Origin of the sequence: Caballeronia sp. LZ043 (assembly GCF_031451075.1) — a bacterium.
GTDB lineage: Bacteria > Pseudomonadota > Gammaproteobacteria > Burkholderiales > Burkholderiaceae > Caballeronia.
Window position 1 is genome coordinate 2,759,244 of sequence record NZ_JARUXT010000001.1, and the last position, 22,119, is coordinate 2,781,362.

15 protein-coding genes, 1 tRNA gene, 2 pseudogenes and 2 riboswitches are annotated in these 22,119 nt (G+C 65.2%); of the genes and pseudogenes, 6 read left to right on the forward strand and 12 right to left on the reverse strand.

The annotated features are described in order from the left end of the window. Positions 1-48 precede the first annotated feature (48 nt). The 5 genes from gcvH to QCE64_RS12675 form a co-directional block, all read right to left on the reverse strand. On the reverse strand, positions 49-429 hold the full coding sequence (gene gcvH, locus QCE64_RS12655) for a glycine cleavage system protein GcvH (protein ID WP_309810807.1): 381 nt from the start codon (positions 427-429) through the stop codon (positions 49-51). Between the two features lie 87 nt (positions 430-516). Continuing rightward, complete coding sequence (gcvT, locus tag QCE64_RS12660) at positions 517-1,641, reverse strand: glycine cleavage system aminomethyltransferase GcvT (protein WP_310004000.1); 1,125 nt, start codon at positions 1,639-1,641, stop codon at positions 517-519. 113 nt (positions 1,642-1,754) lie between these two features. Further along, a riboswitch (glycine riboswitch) is annotated at positions 1,755-1,887 on the reverse strand. Between the two features lie 9 nt (positions 1,888-1,896). Further along, positions 1,897-1,999, reverse strand: a riboswitch (glycine riboswitch). 124 nt (positions 2,000-2,123) lie between these two features. Then, positions 2,124-2,516, reverse strand: a complete 393-nt coding sequence (locus tag QCE64_RS12665; protein WP_309919186.1) for a hypothetical protein — start codon at positions 2,514-2,516, stop codon at positions 2,124-2,126. After that, positions 2,513-3,304, reverse strand: coding sequence for a hypothetical protein (locus QCE64_RS12670; protein WP_310004001.1), 792 nt, complete (start codon positions 3,302-3,304; stop codon positions 2,513-2,515). Before QCE64_RS12670 ends, QCE64_RS12665 begins: the two co-directional genes overlap by 4 nt. A gap of 169 nt (positions 3,305-3,473) precedes the next feature. Further along, positions 3,474-4,517, reverse strand: a complete 1,044-nt coding sequence (locus QCE64_RS12675) for an oxidoreductase (protein ID WP_309919191.1) — start codon at positions 4,515-4,517, stop codon at positions 3,474-3,476. A gap of 174 nt (positions 4,518-4,691) precedes the next feature. Between QCE64_RS12675 and QCE64_RS12680 the strand changes: the two genes are divergently transcribed. Further along, positions 4,692-6,779: a UvrD-helicase domain-containing protein gene (locus tag QCE64_RS12680; protein ID WP_310004002.1), complete on the forward strand. Its 2,088-nt coding sequence runs from the start codon at positions 4,692-4,694 to the stop codon at positions 6,777-6,779. Between the two features lie 87 nt (positions 6,780-6,866). Here the strand turns inward: QCE64_RS12680 and QCE64_RS12685 are convergent, their stop codons facing one another. Further along, positions 6,867-7,757, reverse strand: coding sequence for a c-type cytochrome (locus tag QCE64_RS12685; protein WP_309919197.1), 891 nt, complete (start codon positions 7,755-7,757; stop codon positions 6,867-6,869). Between the two features lie 350 nt (positions 7,758-8,107). Here QCE64_RS12685 and QCE64_RS12690 point away from each other — a divergent pair. Continuing rightward, positions 8,108-8,183 (forward strand) — tRNA-Arg (locus QCE64_RS12690). Between the two features lie 15 nt (positions 8,184-8,198). On the opposite strand, the gene QCE64_RS12695 is transcribed toward QCE64_RS12690, so the two are convergent. Then, on the reverse strand, positions 8,199-9,191 hold the full coding sequence (locus QCE64_RS12695; RefSeq protein WP_310004003.1) for an aromatic ring-hydroxylating dioxygenase subunit alpha: 993 nt from the start codon (positions 9,189-9,191) through the stop codon (positions 8,199-8,201). 308 nt (positions 9,192-9,499) lie between these two features. Here QCE64_RS12695 and QCE64_RS12700 point away from each other — a divergent pair, with 308 nt between their 5' ends. Continuing rightward, positions 9,500-10,513, forward strand: coding sequence for a GGDEF domain-containing protein (locus QCE64_RS12700; RefSeq protein WP_309919203.1), 1,014 nt, complete (start codon positions 9,500-9,502; stop codon positions 10,511-10,513). A gap of 60 nt (positions 10,514-10,573) precedes the next feature. On the opposite strand, the gene QCE64_RS12705 is transcribed toward QCE64_RS12700, so the two are convergent. From QCE64_RS12705 to flhF, 3 genes are read right to left on the reverse strand one after another with little or no spacing between them, the layout of a single operon-like run. Next, positions 10,574-11,305, reverse strand: coding sequence for an RNA polymerase sigma factor FliA (locus QCE64_RS12705; protein WP_309898321.1), 732 nt, complete (start codon positions 11,303-11,305; stop codon positions 10,574-10,576). 18 nt (positions 11,306-11,323) lie between these two features. After that, entirely contained in the window at positions 11,324-12,241 is a 918-nt protein-coding gene (locus QCE64_RS12710) for a MinD/ParA family protein (RefSeq protein WP_310004005.1), read from the reverse strand. Continuing rightward, a complete protein-coding gene (flhF, locus tag QCE64_RS12715) occupies positions 12,234-14,045 on the reverse strand; it encodes a flagellar biosynthesis protein FlhF (protein ID WP_309931329.1) in 1,812 nt (603 codons plus the stop codon). Before flhF ends, QCE64_RS12710 begins: the two co-directional genes overlap by 8 nt. A gap of 323 nt (positions 14,046-14,368) precedes the next feature. Here flhF and QCE64_RS12720 point away from each other — a divergent pair, with 323 nt between their 5' ends. The 3 genes and pseudogenes from QCE64_RS12720 (at position 14,369) to QCE64_RS12730 (ending at position 16,841) form a co-directional block, all read left to right on the forward strand. Beyond that, positions 14,369-16,075 carry a thiamine pyrophosphate-binding protein gene (locus QCE64_RS12720; protein ID WP_310004007.1) on the forward strand — a complete coding sequence of 569 codons (1,707 nt, stop codon included), beginning with the start codon at positions 14,369-14,371 and terminating at the stop codon, positions 16,073-16,075. 78 nt (positions 16,076-16,153) lie between these two features. Continuing rightward, positions 16,154-16,438: pseudogene (locus QCE64_RS12725) on the forward strand (PepSY domain-containing protein). Beyond that, a pseudogene (locus tag QCE64_RS12730) lies at positions 16,423-16,841 on the forward strand (cytochrome b/b6 domain-containing protein). Before QCE64_RS12725 ends, QCE64_RS12730 begins: the two co-directional pseudogenes overlap by 16 nt. Before the next feature lie 51 nt (positions 16,842-16,892). Here QCE64_RS12730 and QCE64_RS12735 read toward each other — a convergent pair. Next, positions 16,893-18,038 carry a branched-chain amino acid ABC transporter substrate-binding protein gene (locus QCE64_RS12735; protein WP_310004009.1) on the reverse strand — a complete coding sequence of 382 codons (1,146 nt, stop codon included), beginning with the start codon at positions 18,036-18,038 and terminating at the stop codon, positions 16,893-16,895. 100 nt (positions 18,039-18,138) lie between these two features. Beyond that, positions 18,139-22,077, reverse strand: a complete 3,939-nt coding sequence (gene putA / locus QCE64_RS12740) for a trifunctional transcriptional regulator/proline dehydrogenase/L-glutamate gamma-semialdehyde dehydrogenase (protein WP_310004012.1) — start codon at positions 22,075-22,077, stop codon at positions 18,139-18,141. Between the last annotated feature and the right edge of the window lie 42 nt (positions 22,078-22,119).

The window sequence follows — 22,119 nt, forward strand, 5'->3', positions numbered from 1 at the left end:
GAGAAGCGGCTTTCCTCGAGGAAAACCGCCTTCGTCCAAGTGAGAAAGTTATTCGCCGATCGACTGGCCGTAGCCCGCGGCGTCGAGCAGCTTGTCGAGACCGTCATTGCTGGACGGCTTGATCTTGAAGAGCCAGCTTTCGTACGGCGCGCCGTTGACCTGGTCCGGCGCGGCAGCCAGCGCGTCGTTCGAGGCGACGATCTCGCCCGACACCGGCGCGTAGATGTCGGAGGCGGCCTTCACCGATTCGATGACCGCAATGGCATCGCCCGCCGCGACGCTCTTGCCGGCTGCCGGCAGTTCGACGAACACGATGTCGCCGAGCGCTTCCTGCGCGTGATCGGTGATGCCGACGGTCAAGGTGCCGTCGGACTCGGTGCGGACCCATTCGTGCGATTCGGTGTATTTCAGATCGGCCGGGATGCTCATTGGATGCTCCTTGCGTGATGCGTTCGTGAGGTTCTTGATCGGAGGAAACGGGCGCAGCGGCTTGATGCCTTGTCTGATGCACTTGCCTCAGGACAGATCCACGAGGACCTTGCCGTTGCGCACGAACGGAAGTTTTACCACGCGCGCCGGGACTTGCTTGTCACGAATCACGACCTGCACCGTGTCGCCGGCGGCAACGGCGGCGGGCACGCGCGCAAACGCGATCGACTCCTGCATCGACGGCGAAAACGTGCCGCTCGTGATCTCGCCTTCACCGTGCTGCGACAGCACTTTCTGGTGGGCGCGCAGCACGCCGGCCGCGCGGCCGTTCTCCTTCATCAGCACCAGTCCGACGAAGTTCGCCTGCGCGCCGTTTGCTTCCAGCGCGCTGCGGCCGACGAAGTCGCGCTCGCTTTTGAGATCGACCGTCCAGGCGAGGCCGGCGTCGAGCGGCGAGACGGTGTCGTCCATGTCCTGGCCGTAGAGATTCATGCCGGCTTCCAGGCGCAACGTGTCGCGCGCGCCGAGCCCGGCGGGCTTCACGCCGGCATCGCGCAGCGCGTTCCACAGGGCTTCGACGTGCGTCGCGGGCACGACGATCTCGAAACCGTCTTCACCGGTATAGCCGGTGCGCGCGAGCATGACTTCGCCGAATGCCGTCGACGGAAAGCGGACCGCGTTGAACGGCTTGATCGATTCGGTTTGTGCGCGGGCATCAGGCAGCACGTGCCAGACTTTTTCGCGGGCGTTCGGACCCTGCACGGCGATGATCGCCAGATCGCGGCGCGGCGTGATGGAGAGGTTGAACTCGCCTGCGGCGTTCAGTTGCCCGAACCAGGCGATGTCCTTCTCGGCGGTGCTCGCATTCACGACGACGCGAAAGCTCGTCTCGGAGAAGTAATAGACGATCAGGTCGTCGATGACGCCGCCGTCGCCGTTGAGCAGGCAGGAATAGAGTGCGCGGCCGGGTGTCGTGAGTTTGTCGACGTTGTTGGCGAGGGCGTACTTGAAGAAGTCGCGGACGGCTTCGCCCTCGAAATCGACGACGCGCATGTGGGAGACGTCGAACATGCCGGCATCGGTGCGGATGGCGCGATGCTCGTCGATCTGCGAACCGTAGTTGACGGGCATGTCCCAGCCGCCGAAATCGACCATGCGCGCGTTCAGCGCGAGATGGGCGGCGTGCAGGGGCGTGTGTTGAAGGTCGGTCATCGGGGCCTCGGTTCGCGAAACAAAAAAGGCCACGCAGCGCACTATTCGCCTGCCGGATGAGCCTTTCGTGCTGTCGAACAGCGCGCAAGGCTTATGCCGCGACGATTGCGATGCGTGACCCCTCTGTCCTCGGTACCTGAGAGATTGCGCGAACCGTGCACGGTCGTGCTGCGGTTCATCGCGCGCCCCTTCGGTGGGCAACTGGCTTCGCTATAGAAGCCGCTGCCGCTCTCCAGAGTGCGAGGAAATGATTCCTCGACGCCGTCGGTCCTTTTGCCTGAGAGTTTGCGGGTATGCCCCTTCGGCGGCGCGGCGACACTGCCTGAGCAGCGGCCACGCGCTCTCCCGACGCGTGCGGCAGAATTTACGCGACCGAATTGGGGTTGTCAAACTGATCCGGGGGCGGAATGGGTGGGGGCGGACATTTGGGGGCGCATCAGGATGGCGCTCGGCCGTTGGGGCGACGCAGGCGCCGCTGCCGATCAGGAAACGGCGGCCTGAGTGCGTTCGACGTGCGCCCGGAAAGCGTCTGCCCGAGGGACAAACGCACGGCAATTTGCCAGAAGGTCCGTGGCCTGAGACTGTGTGAACGATTCAGCGAGCCGATAGTCCGCATCTGTCCTCACGCGCTTGAGATCGATCAGTGAATAGGCCAGCGATCGTCCTTTCATGCCGCCTGCCTTGAGTCGCTCAGTGAGCTTGACGTGCCCACCACAAAGCTGCGGATTGGGGGGCAGGCAATGATCCGCCACGACGAGCGCCTTGTGGTAGGCGGCGTAATAAGCGCGCGAGGCGCCCGCGCGCCATTCACATTCGTGACTGCCCGCCGACAACTGTTCCGCCAGCGTCAATAGATCATCGACTTCGATACTCACCGTTCAACCTCGATGGACAAACCTGCCGGTATATAGGACGCAAATGGGCGGCACGCGAAAGTGATGGCTTCAGGATGAGCGTTCTCGAAGCGTTCGGTCAACGTGTCCGCTATCGCGCAATTCACGCTGGCGCAACGGCTTGCGGATTGATCGACGAAGAGCTCGTATCGCATGGAATGGTCCGGATAAACCACGACGGTGGTTTGTCTTATGACACAGTCTTCCTCGCAGATGGCCGCGATGGCCGATTCCAACAGAGCCAGGCGTAGCTCGATGCCGACATTACTTTTCTGAAGCCGCTCGACAATTCCCTCGATGGATACAAAAAATGCATCGACTTCAGTGAGTGCGCTGTGATTTTCCTGAGCAAGAACGATCCTTGCCGCATCTTCGAAATGCAATGCTCCGAAAAGCACACGCGCAGCATTCACCTTGAACCGAGCGTCATCGCCTGCGTTCGCGACTACCCGGCGCGCATAATTGACAGCGAGACGCGGCATGCCGACATTGTTCAAGAGCGAGGCCGCATTGCCCAGAATCATCACATCGTGTTTCGCGAGTGCCTGAGCGGCTTCGATACACCGTATGCACTGGCTCCGGTCGCCGCGCAGAAATGCGGCAAATGCCAGAATCAGCCAGCACATTTCCCGCTGCTGCGCACCCCTTTCAAGAAGCGCTTGGGCATCTCGCTCAATACGCCTTATCCGGAAAGCATTGCCATTCGTCGTGATCGTCATGTCGATCACTTCGCTGAGCCATTCCGTCGTGGCGAGTTTTGGAAGATTCAAGGACGACTGCTCCGGATTTCCGATTCATGATCTGCGCTGATACTAGCAGCGCAATCGAACCAAACCGCCATCTCGAAAAAAATCAGAAATAACGCCTGCCGGAATACACGAAAGGCGCGAAGCAGGCAGCAATGCCGCCCGTTTCACGCCTTTCGATTATCCCCCGCCCTCACGCCCTCACAAACGCCACGCTCCGCCCTTCGCGATCGCTCTGCATCGCCAGCTCGATGATCGTCATCGTATCCACCGCGTCCTGCGGCGATACGGGGAACGGCTTGCCATCCTGGATTGACGCCGCCAGCGCCCGGTAGAACTCGATGTACGCGCCATCCTTCGTTGCGAATTCATGGCGCAGATCGTGATCGCCGTCCACTTCGCGCAGCAGGCCCGGTGGGTTCTTGCCGAACTCCGGATTGCCCGGCCGCATGCCGGCCCGCAATTGATCTTCCTGCGTATCCAGCCCGCTCTTCACGTAGCTGCCGCGCGTGCCGTGAACCGCAAAACGCGGCGGCTCGAGCGCCGCGAGCGCGCTTGCGTGCAGGATCACTTGCTTGTCGTCGTAGCCGAGCACGAGATGTACGTAATCCGGTGCATGCGCGTGATCGCGATGCGTCTTGACGAACGCCGTCACCGTCTCCGGTGCGCCGAACAAGGTCAGCGCCTGGTCGATCAAATGCGGCCCCAGATCGAACAGCAGACCGCCGCCGCGCGCCGCTTCCTCGCGCCAGCGTTGCGGAACCTTGGGGCGGAAGCGGTCGAAGTGCGATTCGTAGTGCGCGATGCGCCCGAGCCGCCCGCTTTCGATCAAGCCGCGCAACGTCATGAAATCGCCGTCCCAGCGGCGATTGTGGAACGGGGCGAACAGCAGCCCCTTCTGGCGGGCAAGATCGGCAAGCGTGCGGGCATCGGCGGCGCTGAGCGTGACGGGTTTGTCGACCACCACATGCTTGCCCGCCGACAGCGCGCGGTGCGCGAGGTCGAAGTGCGTGTCGTTCGGCGTCGCGATGACGACGCACTGAAGGCCCGGAACGGCCAGCAGCGCGTCGAGGTCCGCCACGATTTGCGCGTCGGGATAGTCGGCCTGTGCGCGCTCGGCCTGGCTGGTCGCGATGGCGGTCACTTCGGCGCGGCCGCAATGCTCGATGACGGGCGCGTGAAACGTCGCGCCGGCGAGGCCATAGCCCATTACGCCGACTTTCAGTGCTGAACTCATGCGGGCATCCTGTCGTGGAAAGCGGTTTGATATTGTGGCACGCCCGCAGCCCGTGCTTCACGCCCTCCGACCGTAAGCAGGGCCGGAACCGGGCGCTTGGCATCGTGTTAACATCGCGCACTCCTTCATGCGGCGGCTGCATGCCGCGCGCCTCAGAATCCAAAGCCCAGAACGATGTCCGCAGGTCTGAACGCCGCGCAAAACGAAGCCGTGCGCTATCTCGATGGTCCCTGTCTCGTGCTCGCCGGCGCAGGCAGCGGCAAGACACGCGTGATCACGCAGAAGATCGCGCATCTGATCGAGGGGCGCGGCTTCGAGCCGAGGCACATCGCCGCGCTCACGTTCACGAACAAAGCCGCGCTCGAAATGCGCGAGCGCACCGCCAAGCTGCTCGAAGGCAAGACGCTCACGGCACCGGGCAAGGAAGGCCGCCGGATTCCTGTCAATCAGTTGACCATCTGCACGTTTCACTCGCTCGGCGTACAGATCATGCGGCAGGAGGCGGAGCACGTCGGCCTGAAGCCGCAGTTCTCGATCATGGACTCCGACGATTGTTTCGGCATGGTCCAGGAGCAGCTCGGCACCACGGACAAGGGGCTGATCCGCAAGATCCAATCGATCATCTCGCTGTGGAAGAACGCGATGGTGTCGCCCGATCAGGCGTCGGTGCTCGCCAGCAACGAGGATGAACATCAGGCAGCGATTGTCTATCGCAGCTACGCGGCCACGCTGCATGCCTATCAGGCGCTCGATTTCGACGATCTGATCCTGCGCCCGGCGCAACTGTTCGCGCAGAACGAGCAGGTGCGCGACAAGTGGCAGAACCGTCTGCGCTACCTGCTGATCGACGAGTACCAGGACACCAACACCTGCCAGTACGAACTGGTGAAGCTGCTGGCCGGACCGCGCGCCGCGTTCACGGCCGTGGGCGACGACGATCAGGCCATCTACGGCTGGCGCGGCGCGACGATCGAGAATCTCGCGCAGCTCGGCAAGGACTTTCCGAAGCTGCACGTCATCAAGCTGGAGCAGAACTATCGCTCGACGGTGCGCATCCTGACCGCGGCGAACAACGTCATCGCCAACAATCCGAAACTGTTCGAGAAGAAGTTGTGGTCCGAGCACGGCATGGGCGACACGATCACCGTCACCGGCTGCAACGACGAAGAGCATGAGGCGGAATCCGTCGTGTTCCGGCTCTCGGCGCACAAGTTCGAGCGACGCACGCAGTTCCGCGATTACGCGATTCTCTATCGCGGCAACTTCCAGGCGCGCATCTTCGAACAGGTGCTGCGCCGTGAACGCATTCCGTATGTGCTGTCGGGCGGGCAATCGTTCTTCGACAAGGCCGAGATCAAGGATCTGATCGCGTATCTGCGGCTGATCGCGAATCCCGACGACGATCCTGCGTTCATCCGCGCGATCACGACGCCGCGCCGGGGCGTCGGCAACACGACGCTCGAAGCGCTCGGGGCGTTCGCGGGCGCGGCGAAGGTGTCGCTGTTCGAGGCCGTGTTCATGGGCGGCATCGAGGCGCGTCTGTCGGCGCGGCAGGTCGAGCCGCTGCGCACGTTCTGCGAGTGGATACGCCGGCTGTCCGACCGCGCCGCGCGCGATCCGGCCAGCGAAGTCCTCGATGACATGATGGAGGCCATTCACTACGAGTCGTATCTCTACGATGCCTACGATGAACGGCAGGCGCAGTCGAAGTGGCAGAACGTGCTCGAGTTCCTCGAATGGCTGAAGCGCAAGGGCACCAAGCCCGAAGCCGCGCCGGGCACGGAGCAGACCGGCTTCGACACCGCCGACGGTCTCGCCGACGAAGGCAAGAACCTGCTCGGACTGATCCAGACCGTCGCGCTGATGTCGATGCTCGAAGGCAAGGAAGAGGATCCGGATGCGGTGCGCCTGTCGACGGTGCATGCGTCGAAGGGGCTGGAGTATCCGCACGTGTTCCTGGTGGGTGTCGAGGAAGGCATCATGCCGCATCGCGGCGGCTCGGACGAAGACACGCCCGTCGATGATGCGCGCATCGAGGAAGAACGCCGTTTGATGTATGTCGCGATCACGCGGGCGCAGCGCAGCCTGCATCTGAACTGGTGCAAGAAACGCAAGCGGGCGCGGGAGACGGTGGTGTGCGAACCGTCGCGCTTCATTCCCGAGATGCTGCTCGACGACGCGCCGCCGCCGACTGCCGATGAAGCGCCGCTGTCGCCGAAGGACCGGATGGCGATGCTCAAGGCGATGCTGCAGAAGAGCTGATCGCCGCTGTCGGGTTCATTCAGTGCATTCGAAAAAAACCCTGCGACACTCGCGTGCGCAGGGTTCTTTGCTTTGCGGCCTGGCCTCTTACTTCGACGCGTTCACCATGTAGTCGACGGCGGCCTTGACATCGGCGTCCGGCGCATTCGATCCGCCCTTCGGCGGCATCGCGCCCTTGCCGTGCAGCGCGTAGTTGTAGACGGTGTCCATCGGCTCTTTCAGACGCGGCGCCCAGGCAGCCTTGTCGCCGAACTTCGGGGCGCCGAGCACGCCGGCCGCGTGACACGCCTGGCAGACCTGCTCGTAGAGCGCCTTGCCGGCTTGCGCGGCGTCGGCGCTTTGGGCGCCCGCGGCCGGAGCCGGCGCGGCCTGCGGTACCGACGCCAACGCGGCGACGGCGGCTGCGGCCTGTGCGTTGTCGTTGGAACTCGCGGCCGCCGGTGCGGAAGCAGCGCCGGCTGCGCTTGCCGCGGCGCCCGGCGCCGGTTGCGCGGGTTCCGCGAACTTGGCGCCGCCGTTGTTTGCCATGTAGACGACAGCGCGCGCGATTTCGAAGTCGCTGTAGTCGTCGGGATTCGTGCCGCCGCGGGCGGGCATCGCGCCCTTGCCGTTGAGCGCGTTGTGCAGCAGCGTGTCGTAGCCTTCGCTGATGCGCGGCGCCCACGCGCCGGCATCGCCGAACTTGGGCGCGCCGGCGGTGCCGGCGGCGTGACAGGCGGAGCAGACGGCCTTGAAGACTTCCTCGCCGGTTTTGTAGACGCGCGGGGCATTGGCGTCGCGGACATCGACCTGGGCGGCGGGCGCGATGCGCTCCTTCACGGAGGCTTCGATATCGGTGCCTGCGCCGGTGCGCGTCGAGTTGTTCACATAGACGGCGAGCAGAATGATGATGGCGACTGGAATGCCGAATCCCGCAATGATCGCGACGATGAGTTGACCAGGCGTCTTGATCGGGGCTCCGTGGGGTGCTTCGCTCATGCTTGTCTCGTCTCCCGTTTTTTGGTGTGAGTCGGTTCAGTGACAGCGTGACAGCTACCGCATGCATTGCCTTGGCGCTCAGACCGTGCGCCGAGACAAGCCGTGGGGAAAGGCTCGGTCGATTATAGACGGAACGTTTGGACGGCGGCACAGGGCAGCAGCACGACCGGACGGGCGTTTACCCGAATCGTGTGATGCTTGTGGCGCACGCGGGCATTGAGATTGCACCGCCGCGCGATGGACGGAGTCATGGAAAACAGGTATCCTCTCGGATTCGCGTGGGCCTTGCAGCTGGCTTTCTTTGAGCCGCTTGCCTTGTTACCTTGTCAAATAAGCAGCCCACCGCCGATGCGCCCGTAGCTCAATGGATAGAGTACTGCCCTCCGAAGGCAGGGGTTGCTGGTTCGATCCCAGCCGGGCGCACCAATCTCAAGCCCCCCGCTACCCCCCACCCGTCGTCCCCCATCCGAACTCCAGTTCCGCCAGCCATCTCCGGTAAGCCACCGACATCCGGTCGCACTTCTGATGCAACTCCGCATCGAGTTCCAGCGGCAAGCGCTTCGGCCATTGCGATTCGACGATCGGCGTGTCCTGCAGCAGGATCTCCATATTGAAGTCATAAAGCTCCCGATCGCTGTGCGTCGAGTCGTCTTCATGAACGGAGACGAGCCACGCCCGCGTTTCCGTCTCCGACACCGGCGACGCCACCAGCATGATGTGCAGCGCGCCCTGCCCGCCGGCGGCCATCTTCGTGAGGCTCGCAATCAACGGCCGCCTGACGCGATACACATAGTCGATCATCGCGCCGTCGTCCTGCCCCGGCATGCCGGCTGGTTGCCAGTAACGGCACTGCCGCGCTTCGAGACCGCCATCGACCGGAACGACTTCGTAATCGGGCACCTCGGTATGCGCCTGCTCGCCCAGAATCCCCGCGTGCACGAAAGAGAAATGGGCCATGTCGAGAAAATTCTCGACCACTCTCGGCGCCGATGACCTCACCGTCTGCGGTGCGAGATTGATGCGACGCCCGCCGGGCACATCGGCATCCGGATAAAAATCGAGCGCATACTCGGGCTCGCCGAAACACATCCAGACCACGCCGTACTTTTCGTCGCTGACAAAGGTCGTCGCGCAGGCGCGTTTCGGCGGACGCAGTGCGGGATTCGACGGGATATGCAGACACTGCCCCTCGATGTCATACCGCCAGCCGTGATAGGGACACGTGATCCAGTCGCGCGATACCGATCCGAGCGACAGTTGCGCCCCGCGATGCGGACAGTAGTCGCGCCACACATGCGCCGCGCCGAGACTGTCCCGCCACACGACGATGCGCTCATCCGCGACGATGAATCCTCGCGCCCCGCCCTCCGGCACGTCCTCACTGTTGCAGACCGCCAGCCATTCGCCTTGCAGGGAAGAAGCGTTGTTGTGCATTGTCATCAGCCGTAAGCAGGAAGACCGGGAAGAGTCAAAGAGTCCGCATTCGCCCCAACCGATCCTGCAGCGAGATCGCAAAAAGTAGCAGAATAGCGGGTCGCGCGACGGTGCAACCCGATGCACACCTTCACAGCGCCTCCCGCGACCGGGCCGCACATACGAGACAGCAGCACACCATAACAGCAAGAAATCACCAGCCAGGGGTTCATATGGAGCAGGCGCATCAACCGGCACGCCGGATCCAGGCTTTCATCGGGTCCGGGCACCGGAGTCCCGAACGGGAGCAGGCCACGCTTCGTGTCTGGATGGGAACAGCGGTGCTGCTCGCGTATGGCCTCTTCGCTTTGTGGCGCCCGTCGCACGATGCGTCGATGGTCGTGCGGCTCGTCGCCCTCTATGTGTCTTACGGCGCCCTGACGCTATTGGTCGTGAGCCGCGCGAGCGCCATGTCCGGAACGCGCCTGACGCTCACGACCATCGCCGATCAGGCCTTGCTCGGACTCGCGCTCGCGGCTGGCGGCGCCAGCGCGCTGCCGCTCATCTGGGTGATGTTCTGGTTCCTGATCGGCTCGGGATGCCGGTATGGCAAGCGCACGCTCGCGGTGTCCTGTACGACGGCGCTCATCGTGGTGATCGCGCTCGGCCTCGGGCAACCTTGGTGGCATGCCAACCTGCCGGCCGCGATCGGCCTGGGATTGAGCGTGCTGGGGGCTTCGGTGTATCTGAGCGTGCTCGTCGACCGGCTCGGCAAGCTCAATCTGGATCTCGCGCGCCAGGCGTCCACCGATCCGCTCACCGGCCTCTCGAATCGCTATGCGCTGGAGAAGATCGTCAATCGGGCGATGGCCGCGCCACCAACCAGCCAGGACGGCCACGACGCCGATGACGCCACCGCCCTGCTGCTGATCGACCTCGACGGTTTCAAGGAAGTGAACGACACCTACGGACACGCCGTCGGCGATGTGCTGCTGCAATCGTTCGCGCATCAACTCGAGGCGCGCCTGCGCAGGACCGATACCATCGCCCGGCTCGGCGGCGACGAATTCGTCGTGCTCGCGCATCAGGTGCGGGACCGCTCGGCGGTGCTCGCCGTGGCCGACAGCATCCACTCGGCGCTCGCCGCCATCACGTCGGTGCAGGAGCGGGCGGTATCGGTATCGGCGAGCATCGGCGCCTGCCTGCTGTCCGGCGCGACGATCGCGCGCCCGTCCGACATGAACACCGTGCTGCGCGCCGCCGACCGCGCCATGTATCGCGCCAAGAGTCTGGGCGCCGGCAAGACCGTGTTCGCCGAAACCCACGATTTCGAAACCAGCTAAACAAATGGCCCGCATCGCTGCGGGCCATTCGTCTCATGCGTCACGCGTCGAACGTCAGACTTACGCTTCGGCGCCGGTCCACGCCTGCTCGCGCAGCTTCGTGCGCAGACGCGCCACGGCCTGGCTGTGCAGCTGGCACACGCGCGACTCGCTCACTTCCATTACCGCGCCAATCTCGCGCAGGTTCAGGCCGCGCTCGTAGTACAGGCTCATCAGCAGCTTCTCGCGTTCCGGCAGCCGGTCGATGGCTTCGATCAGCGCGCCGCGCAGGCTGTCGTCCATCAGCGCGGACAGCGGATCCGAACGGTCGACGCAATAGCGGTCGAGGAACGGCTCGTCATCGGCGGAACGGTCGAAGTCTTCGTAATAGATCAGCTGCGCGCCGTGCAGGTCCTGCAACATCGACTGATATTCGTCGAGCGGCATCTTCATGTGTTCGGCGATCTCGGTCTCGCTGGCGGACCGGCCGAGGTTCTGCTCGACCTTGTGCACCGCCGATTCCACTTCGCGCGACGTCTTGCGCATGCTGCGCGGCAGCCAGTCGTTGGCGCGCAGCTCGTCGAGCATCGCGCCGCGAATCCGCTGGCTCGCATACGTCTCGAACTGCGCGCCCTGGTCTTCCTTGTAGCGGCCGGCCGCGTCCAGCAAGCCGATCATGCCGGCCTGGATGAGATCGTCGAGATCGACGCTCGCCGGCATCTTGGCGACGAGCTGAAGCCCCAGCCGGCGAACGAGCGGTGCATATTTCGTCAGCGTTTCGGACTGTGAGAGTTTGCCTTGGGCGTTATACATCTTGGTCACCTATCTTGATCACATCGACGCCGTGCTGCTCATGGCCATTTCGTGAAGCGCGGCCGCACGATGCGCCGTCTCCCGTCCGCCCTGCTCAGAGTCGCCAACCGGAATTCGCGCGTCCGCCTGGCCGTTCGCCGCACGCGCATACGGCGCGGGGCGCATCGGCCAGTGCAGGAGCTCCGCCGCAATCGCGCGGTAGTCGCGTGCCGCGGCCGTGGCCGGGAATGCTTCGACAGCGCAGCGTGAGAGTTCCTTTGCCCGAGCGACGCGCGCATCCTCGGACACATATCCCGCCTGCACCAGCGACACAGCCAGATACCGGCTTGCGACGCCCGACAGGTTGTCGAACGCGACCGCCGCATCGGCCGGGTTCTGCACGTGATTGATCAGCACGCGGAACTGGCCGATCGCATGGGCGTAGTGCAGACGCTTCATGCACGCATACGCCTCGGTGATCGCCGACGCGGCCACCCGCGTCACGACGAGAAAGTCATGCGCCTGCGCCGCGAGCGACGAGAGCGCGCCATACCGGTCCAGCTGCGCGTCGATCAGCACGATGTCCGCCGGACCGTCCAGCAACGCACGGCATTGCGCGGCGTCATGGCTGATGCGTTCATCACGCGGCGCCGCGAGCAGCGAAAAGCCGAACGGCGTGCGCCCGGCGGCCTCCGCGAGCGTGCTGCGGCCCGTCATCACCGCGGCAGCCGCGCCTGCATCCTCGATGCCGGTGAGTCGGCTGGCCGACGCCGCGTTGCGGTGCTCGTCGATCACAAGCACATCCTTGCCATGTACCGACAGCGCCGCGCCGAGATTCACCACCGTCGACGTGCAACCGATTCCCGCCGGGCCGCCCACGACCGCCACCACACGCGAGCCAGCTCGCGTGAGGAGCCGTCGCAGACCTTCTGCCTGGTCGAGCACGAACTTATCCAAAGTGCACCCCATGCATGTCGGTCGAGGCACGCGCGGACAGCGCGGAGAGCAGCGCGGGGACTTCTTCTTCGTTCGGCACGAACGGCGAGCCGTCGCGCGGAATGCAGAACGCGCTCTTGATGAGAAAACGCTTGGTCGCGACGTACAGGTTCTCCGGCACTTTCTGTCCGGTCGAGACGTAATGCACCGGCAGCTTGTAGCGGATCACCGTGTCGAGCACGCCGCCGAGATTGGTGGCTTCATCGAGCTTGGTCAGGATGCAGCCCGCGAGCGGCGGCTGGTCCGGCGCGCTCTTGTAGGCCTGCACGACTTCGTTCAGCGTGTCGCCGTGGCTCGTCGCGTTGAGCAGCAGGATGCGCTGCACCGGATGGCCCGCGCCGCACAGCATCGCAATCTGGTCGGAGACCATGCGGTCGCGCTGGCTCATGCCGATCGTGTCGATCAGCACGATATGTTTGTTACGCAGTTCGGACAGCGCCAGTTGCAGGTCGGCGCCGTCCTTCACCGCGTGCACCGACACGCCCAGGATCTTGCCGAAGATGCGCAGTTGCTCGTGCGCGCCGATCCGGTAGCTGTCGGTCGTGAGCAGCGCGACCTTGCTGGCGCCGAAGCGCATCACGCAGCGCGCCGCAAGCTTCGCCGTGGTGGTCGTCTTGCCGACGCCCGTCGGGCCCATCAGTGCGAACACGCCGCCGCGCTCCATCAGCGCGTCTTCGCTGTCCATCACCGGAATGTTGTTTTCGAGGACTTGCTGCACCCATTCGAGCGCGCCTTCGACAGTCTCCATCTCCGGCATGTTGTCCATCACCATGCGCACGAGCTGCGCCGAGAAACCGGCCGAGAACAGGCGCTTGGTCAGCGCGCCGCCCGTCGGGTTGCGGCGCTGGCGCTCGCTCCACATCAGGCCGGCGAAGTGCTCTTCCATCATCTCGCGCATCGACGAGAGTTCGTTCATCACCGTGTCGTTGACGACCTGCTGCATGCGCGCCCGGATCGCCTCGGTCACGACCGCCGCCGCATTCGCGGGCAGGCCTTCGAAGACGCTTTCCGGCGTGGCGGGCGCGGCGCCCGGCGCCGGCGTTTCAGCGTGCGGCGCGCTCGTGTTGATCTTGTGCGCAGCGCGGCGGGCTGCGACCTGCGCGGCTTCGCGCGCCCAGTCGGGCGTTTCGACCTTCTGCTGCACGGCCGGCTGCGAGACCGGTTGTGAGACCGGCTGCGGCGCCGCTTCGGCCCGGGCCGGCTGCTGCTGACGCAGCGCAAACTTGCCGGCTTCGGATTCGGTCGACCGGGCGGTCGACTGGACCGGCGCCTGCGACAGCGTCGTCACCGGCACGCCCATGCCGCGCGCAATCGCGGCCGACGGCGTGAGCGGGCGGTTCGACGGCATCGACGCCTGTTGCGCCAGGCGCTTCGCATGCTCGATCAGCCACGGGTTGGTGTCGGCCATCGTGCGGGACGTGTCGTCGGCGGAGGATGCGAAGTCGTCTTCGTCATCGGCACTCGCGCCGAACACGGAGGAAAACACATCGCCGTTCACGTAGGGGTTCGTGGCTGCCTGCTGTTTCACCGGGATCGCTGCCGCCGCCGCGGCCAGCGCCGCGCGCGACGCGCCGCCCGAACGCACCGCCTGCTCCTGCGCGGCGGGCGAGATCGAAGCGATGTCGCTGTCCGCGACCGCGACGATTTCGACCGAGCCGTCGTCCAGCGTGCGATTCGACAACACCACGGCATCGGGACCGAGCGTTTCACGAACCTGGCGCAGTGCGTCACGGCTGTTCGCGCCGATGAATTTACGAATGTTCAAACTTGCCCCCGATGAGGTGTGATACGGCGATCGTTGCGAGCGAACCGGTCTGTCTGCTTGCCGGTCCCGCTTTTCAGTGAAGCCATTATTGCGAAGTTCCCCTTGGGTCCATCGCTGGATAAAGGGTGGGAAAAAGGGGTATTTCGGCTGATGGACAGTTCGGGGCCCGAACACGGCGCGCCCGCCGCAGCCAAATGTTCCCGGGCGGCGTGTGGCCGAAGGCGCGGCCGAACGCGTAAGCTGGAGGGCACGTCGCTCACCGTCCGGCACCTCTCCGGCATCGAACCGAGGCGTTTCCGGACATTTCAAGGAGACTTCATCGCATGACGTCCGCTGCTTCCGCTGCTCCGTCCGCCGCTCCCGAAAGCCAGACGACCGGCGCCCGTCTCGTCGTCGATGCGCTCGTTCATCACGGCGTCGAGCGCGTGTTCTGCGTGCCCGGCGAGAGCTTCCTCGCGGTGCTCGACGCGCTGCACGACGAAACCGCGCACATCCAGACCATCGTCTGCCGCCACGAGGCCGGCGCGGCGAACATGGCGGAGGCGGTCGGCAAGCTGACCGGACGTCCGGGCGTGGCGATCGTCACGCGCGGGCCCGGCGCGACGCACGCGTCGATCGGCGTGCACACCGCGTTTCAGGATTCGACGCCGATGCTGCTGCTCATCGGCCAGTGCGCGCGCGATCACATGGACCGCGAGGCGTTCCAGGAGATCGATTACCGGCGCATGTTCGGGCAGATGGCGAAGTGGGTCGCGCAGATCGACGACCCGCGCCGCGTGCCGGAATACCTGAGTCACGCGTTTCACGTCACGACGGCCGGGCGTCCCGGGCCGGTCGTGCTCGCGCTGCCGGAAGACATGCTCACCGAGACGCTCGCCGCCATCCCGCCGCTGCCGCGCTACCAGCGCGTGGCGGCCGCGCCCGCGCCGGCGCAGATGGAACGCCTGCGCGAGCTGCTCGGCAACGCACGGAAGCCGTTCGTGATCGCGGGCGGCAGCGGCTGGACGGAGGAAGCCACGCAGGACTTCGCGCGCTTCGTCGAGCAATGGCAGTTGCCGGCGGGCTGCGCATTCCGCTATCAGGACACGCTGTCGAACGAGCATCCGAACTATGCCGGCGATGTCGGGCTCGGCATCAACCCGGCGCTCGCCGCGCGCGTGCGCGACGCCGATGTGCTCTTCGTGCTCGGCCCGCGCTTGGGCGAATCGACGACGGGCGGTTACGCGCTGATCGACATCCCGAAGCCGAGGCAGACGCTGATCCACGTACACCAGGGCGCGGAGGAACTCGGGCGCGTGTACCACGCCGATTTGCCGATCGTCTCGGGCATGCCGGAAATCGCGGCGATGCTGGCCGCGCTGCCGCCGCCGCCTTCCATCGCGTGGGCCGGCGAGGACGAAGCGGCACACGCTGCGTATCTCGACTGGCGCGAGCCGCGCCCGATGCTCGGCGATGTCCAGCTCGGCGAGATCATGCGCCAGCTTGCCCAGACCCTTCCCGCCGACGCCATTCTCACCAACGGCGCCGGCAACTATGCGACGTGGCTGCATCGGCATTACTCGTACCGGCAGTTTCGCTCGCAGGTCGCGCCCACCAGCGGCGCGATGGGCTATGGCGTGCCTGCCGCGATCGCCGCGAAGTCGCTGTACCCGGAGCGCACGGTGATCGCGTTCGCAGGCGACGGCTGCTTCATGATGTCGAGCCACGAGCTGGCCACGGCCATGCAATATGAATTGCCGGTGATCTTCATCGTCGTCAACAACGGCCAGTACGGGACCATCCGCATGCATCAGGAACGGCACTATCCGAACCGCGTGCATGGAACCGGACTCACCAACCCCGACTTCGCCGCCTACGCGCGGGCGTTCGGCGCGCACGGCGAACTCGTCCAGACGACCAGCCAGTTCATGCCCGCGTTCGAGCGCGCACAGCGTTCCGGCCTGCCAGCCGTAATCGAAGTCCGCATTCCGGCGGAACAGAGCACGCCGGGCGCGACGCTCGAACACATTCGGCAGCAAGGCAAGCGTTAGCGGACAAACTTTCAGCCTGCTTTCAGTGCGCTCCCGGTGGCGCTAGAGTAGCCCGTCCAGAACCACCGGGAGTAAGTCATGCTGAAGATTCTGGCGTTGTCGCTGGCGATGGGAATGTCGGGTGCGGCGTTCGCGAAGGCGGATTGCACGGCGCATCCGAAAAGCAAATAGATGAAGGAGTGCGACGCGAAGGCCAGGCTCGAGGCCGAAGGCTGCAAGATCCGCAAGTTCAAGGTCGATGGCAACTGCTACGAGATCTACGGCCACGACAAGAACGGCAAGAAGGTCGAGATCTATGACGACACGAAGACGCTCGCGGTCGTGAAATCGGAAGTGGAACAAGCGTCATGTCTCCGCCCGTGACCCGGCCCACGAGAGTCTGGGACCTCTGGGTGCGGCTCACGCACTGGGTCGTTGCGGGCATCGTCCTCTGGAACCTGTTCGGTCCGACCGATTCCACTCACCGGCTGCTCGGGTATGGCGCGGCGGGTCTGGTTGCCGCGCGCATCGTGTGGGGCTTCATCGGGCACGCTGTGGTGCCTGATTCTCGCGCTCGCGCTATCCGGCTGGATCATGCGGCTCGATGCCTTCTGGGGCGAAGACTGGCGGCAGGAGATCCACAGCTGGCTCGCGGTCGCGGTGGAAGTGTGCGTCTGCGTGCATGTCCTTGCGGCTGTGCTGATGAGTGTGTGGACGCAGGAAAAATCTCGTCGGGGCGATGCTGACGGGCAACATGCGCGGTCCCGAAAAGGAAAAAGCCCCGTGACCGGAGTCACGGGGCCTTCACCCGAAACATCAACCGCGAGAGCTGGCGTGCTTACTTGCCGCCCACGCTCTGCAGCGTCGTCCACTTGCCGCCGACGACCTTGTACAGCGTGATGCCGCCGTTCTTCAGATCGCCCTTCGTGTCGTATTCCAGATGCTTCGCCGTCACGCCCTGCATGTCGGTCTTCGCGAGGAACGGCAGGTACTTGGCCGGATCCGTCGAGTTGGCCGCCTTCATGGCGGTGAACATGGCCATGGCGCCGTCGTAGGCGTACGGCGAGTAGGTCTGCACGTCTTCGTTGAAGCGCTTCTTGTACTTCGCTTCGTAGGCCGGGCCGCCCGGCATTTCGTTCATCGGCAGGCCGGCGAGCGAGGCCACCGTGCCGTCGGCCGAGTTGCCCGCGATCTTGAGGAACGTGTCGGTCTTGACCATTTCGCCCGCCATCAGCGGTGCGCGCAGGCCGAGCGTCTTCATCTGCTTGACCATCGGAGCGGCTTGCGAATCCGCGCCGCCGTAGTACACGAGGTCCGGATTCATCGACTTGATCTTGGTCAGGATCGCCTTGAAGTCGACGGCCTTGTCGTTCGTGAATTCACGGTCGACGATCGTGCCGCCCGCCGCCTTCGCCGCCTTCTCGAACTGGTCGGCAAGACCCTGGCCATAGGCCGTGCGGTCATCGACGATCGCAATCTTTTTGACCTTCAGGTTCTTCACCGCGAACTCACCCGCGACCGAGCCCTGCTGCGTGTCCGAGGTCATCATGCGGAACGCCGTCTTGAAACCCTGCGTCGTGTATTCCGGCGCCGTGGCCATGGCGATCTCGGGAATGCCCGCGTTCGCGTAGATGCGCGAAGCCGGGATCGTCGTGCCCGAGTTGAAGTGCCCCAGCATGCCCTTGATGCCGCCATCCACGAGCTGCTGCGCGACCGTCGTGCCGGTGCGCGGGTCAGCCTGGTCATCGGCCGATTCCAGCACGATGCGAACCGGCTTGCCGCCGATCACCGGCTTCGTCGCGTTGAAGTCTTCCACCGCGAGCGTGATGCCGTTCTGCATGTCCTTGCCGTAGTGCGCCTGCGCGCCCGTCAGCGGGCCGGCGTAACCGACCTTCACGTCTTCCGACGTCTGCGCGACTGCCGTCCCCGCGAACAGGCCGGCGAGCGTCATGGCTGCTGCCAGCTTGGTTATCGTGTGCTTCATAGCTTCTCCTGGTTCCAGTGTGGATGGCAGCGCGTGCCGGGATCGCCGTGCCTGCTGCCGCTTGTTTGAATGTTCCTGATCCGAACGTCCGAGGGGTAACTCAGCCGATCGTCATCAAATTGGCATTGCCGCCTGCCGCCGCCGTGTTCACGCTCACCGAGCGTTCCGTCAGCAGACGTTCGAGCGCATAGTCTTCGCCGTCGTGGCCTGCGTCGGCGAACGCTCCCGCAGCCACGCCCTGCACCGATACGATCGGTCCCGGACGCTTCGCGACTTCCTTCACCAGCGACAGCAGTTCATCGCTGTCGCCTTCGAACAGCACGGCGTCGAAGTCCTCGGCCGCCTTGCGAACCTGTGCATACGGCTTGAGCGCCGCCGGCAGCGACGCCGCCAGTTGCTCACCCGCCGATCCGCCGAACAACGCGCGGTTGCCCGTCGCGAGCACCGCCGCGAACTGCGCGCGCGCGCCGCTTTGCGTCGCCGCCACGCACAGCACCGTGCCGCGCGCGCCGAGCGTATAGGTATTGCGCTCGCCCGTCGGGCCGGTCAGCACCGCCGTCGCGCCCGCCATCACATGCTGCAGATAGCCGTCGCAACGCGCGGCCGTGTGCGGATCGCGCTCGCCGATCGCCCAGTCGCGCAACGCGGTGAGCGCCGCGGCCGGCGTGTCCTTCGTCGCGGCCGGATCGACGGTCAGCGCGCTTTCCAGCGACTTCGGCAAACCGCTCGGGCGCTTGGCCAGGAGGCGTTGCAGATACAGCGCGCCACCCGCCTTCGGACCCGTTCCCGACAGACCTTCGCCGCCGAACGGCTGCACGCCGACCACGGCGCCGATCACATTGCGGTTCACGTAGATGTTGCCCACGTGCGCCCGCGAAATGACGTGCGCGATGGTTTCGTCGATGCGCGTATGGATGCCGAGCGTCAGGCCATAGCCGGTCGCGCGAATTTGGTCGAGGAGTTTATCAAGGTTCGATCGGCGGTAGCGAACCACATGGAGCACCGGGCCGAACACTTCGCGCTTCAGTTCGTCGATGTTCTCCAGTTCGATCAGCGTCGGCGGCACGAAGGTGCCTTGCGCGCAGTGGTCCGGCATCGGCAGTTGCACGACGTTGCGGCCTTTCTCGCGCATCGCGTCGACGTGCGCGTCGATGCCGCGCTTCGCGTCCGTATCGATGACCGGGCCCACGTCCGCCGAAAGCCGGTCCGGATTGCCCACCGCCAGTTGATTCATCGCGCCGGTGAGCATCTCGAGCGTGCGGTCGGCGACGTCGTCCTGCAGGCACAGCACGCGCAGCGCCGAACAGCGCTGGCCGGCCGAGTCGAACGACGATTGCAGCACGTCCGCCACCACCTGCTCCGCGAGCGCGGACGAATCGACGATCATCGCGTTCTGGCCGCCGGTCTCGGCGATCAGCGGAATCGGGCGGCCGTCCGGATCGAGGCGCTCGGAGAGCGTCTTGTTGATGAGGCGCGCGACTTCGGTCGAGCCGGTGAACATCACGGCGCGGGTGCGCGGATCGGCGACCAGCGCCGCGCCCACCGTTTCGCCATTGCCCGGCAGCAGTTGCACCGCGCCCGCCGGCACGCCGGCCTCGCGCAGGATGCGCACGGCCTGCGCGGCGATGAGCGGCGTCTGTTCCGCCGGCTTCGCGAGCACCGGATTGCCGGCCGCGAGCGCGGCGGCGACCTGGCCCATGAAGATCGCGAGCGGGAAGTTCCACGGGCTGATACACACGACCGGACCGAGCGGACGATGCGTATCGTTCGAAAACTCGCCACGGATCTGCGCGGCGTAGTAGCGCAGGAAATCGACGGCTTCGCGAATCTCGGCAATCGCGTTCGGCAGCGACTTGCCTGCCTCGCGGATGATGAGGCCCATCAGCGTATGCATCTGCGCTTCGAGCAGGTCGGCGGCGCGGGTCAGGCAATCCGCGCGGTCTTCGACCGGCGTCGCCTGCCAGATCGGCGCGGTGGCGACAGCATTGGCGATGGCCGCGCTCACCTGTTCCGGCGACGCCTCGACCACCGTGCCGACGAGATCGCGCAGATCCGACGGATTGCGCACGTCGCGGGCGACGCCGTTGCTCGCGGCATCGTCGGCCGATGCGCCTTCGAGCATCGGCTGCGCGCGCCACGGATGATTCGCGCTCGCCAGCAGCGCCGACGACAGCGACGCCAGACGATGCTCGTTCGACAGATCGAGGCCCATAGAATTGGGCCGCTCGTCGCCGTAGAGATGGCGCGGCAGCGGAATCTTCGCGTGCGGCGCGCCGAGCGGCACGAGTTTCTGCGCTTCGTCGATCGGATCCTGGACGAGGTCCTTCACCGGAATCGATTCGTCGGCGATGCGGTTCACGAACGACGTGTTCGCGCCGTTTTCGAGCAGGCGCCGCACGAGATACGCGAGCAGCGTTTCATGCGTGCCGACCGGCGCATATACGCGGCACGGACGGTTCAGCTTGTCGCGGCCGGTGACTTCCTCATAAAGCGGCTCGCCCATGCCATGCAGGCACTGGAACTCGTACTGGCCGGGATAGTAGTTCTGGCCCGCGAGGTGATAGATCGCCGACAGCGTGAATGCGTTGTGCGTCGCGAATTGCGGATAGACCGCGTCGGGCGCGGCCAGCAGCTTCTTCGCGCACGCGAGATACGAGATGTCCGTGTAGATCTTGCGCGTGTAGACCGGATAGCCTTCGAGGCCGTCCACTTGGGCCCGCTTGATTTCCGTGTCCCAGTAGGCGCCCTTCACGAGGCGGATCATCAGGCGATGGCGGCTGCGGCGGGCCAGGTCGACCAGATAGTCGATCACGAACGGGCAGCGCTTCTGATAACCCTGCACCACGAAGCCGATGCCATTCCAGCCCGCGAGTTCCGGATCGAAACACAGCGCTTCGAGCAGATCCAGCGAGAGTTCGAGGCGGTCCGCTTCTTCGGCGTCGATATTCAGACCGATGTCATAGCGGCGCGCGAGTTGCGCCAGCGAACGCACGCGCGGCAGCAGCTCGTTCATCGTGCGTTCCTGCTGGGCGCGCGAGTAGCGCGGGTGCAGCGCGGAGAGCTTGATCGAGATGCCCGGGCCTTCGTAGATGCCGCGCCCGCCGGCCGCCTTGCCGATCGCATGAATGGCCTGCTCGTAGGACGCGTAGTAGCGCAGCGCGTCCTCCTCGGTCGTCGCGGCTTCGCCGAGCATGTCGTACGAGTAGCGGAAACCGCGCGCCTCGAACTTGCGGCTGTTCGCCAGCGCCTCGGAAATGGTCTCGCCGGTGACGAACTGCTCGCCCATCAGGCGCATCGCCATGTCGACGCCCTTGCGGATCAGCGGCTCGCCGCCCCGGCCGATCAGGCGCGTCAGCGCGGACGACAAACCTGCTTCGCTGTTCGTGGTCACCAGCTTGCCGGTGATCATGAGGCCCCACGTGGCGGCGTTCACGAACAGCGACGGCGCCTGGCCCATGTGCGATTTCCAGTCGCCCTTGCTGATCTTGTCGCGGATCAGCGCGTCGCGCGTGGCGCGGTCGGGAATGCGCAGCAGCGCTTCCGCGAGGCACATCAGCGCCACGCCTTCCTGGCTCGACAACGAAAACTCGTGGATCAGCCCTTCGACACCGCCGCCCGAACTCTTCGCGCGCAAGGCTTCGACGAGCTTGGTCGCGAGTTTTTCGGTATCGGCGGAGACGTTCGCCGGCAGGCGCGCCTGGCCGATGAGGAACGGCACGCACTCCGGCTCGGGCCGGCGATACGCGGCGGTGATCGCCGCGCGCAGCACCGATTGCGGCTGCACGTTCTGGGCAAAGTCGAGGAAGGGATGCGGCGCGCCATCTTCGTCGCTGTGGACGGGCGCGGCGTCAGCCAGTTCCGAGCCGCCGTTCGCGCCCGACAGTTCGGGCGGCAACTGGCCGTGCTCGATGCGCTCGAGGTAGGCGAAGATCGCCTGCTTGATCAGCCAGTGAGGGGTGCGCTCGAGACGCGTCGCGGCATCCTTCAGCCGGGAACGCAGCAGATCATCGACTTTGACGCCTAAGGTTGTGCTCGCCATGGTTCCTTCGTTTGCCGGTGGTGGGGCCCGGCGAAAGACTAA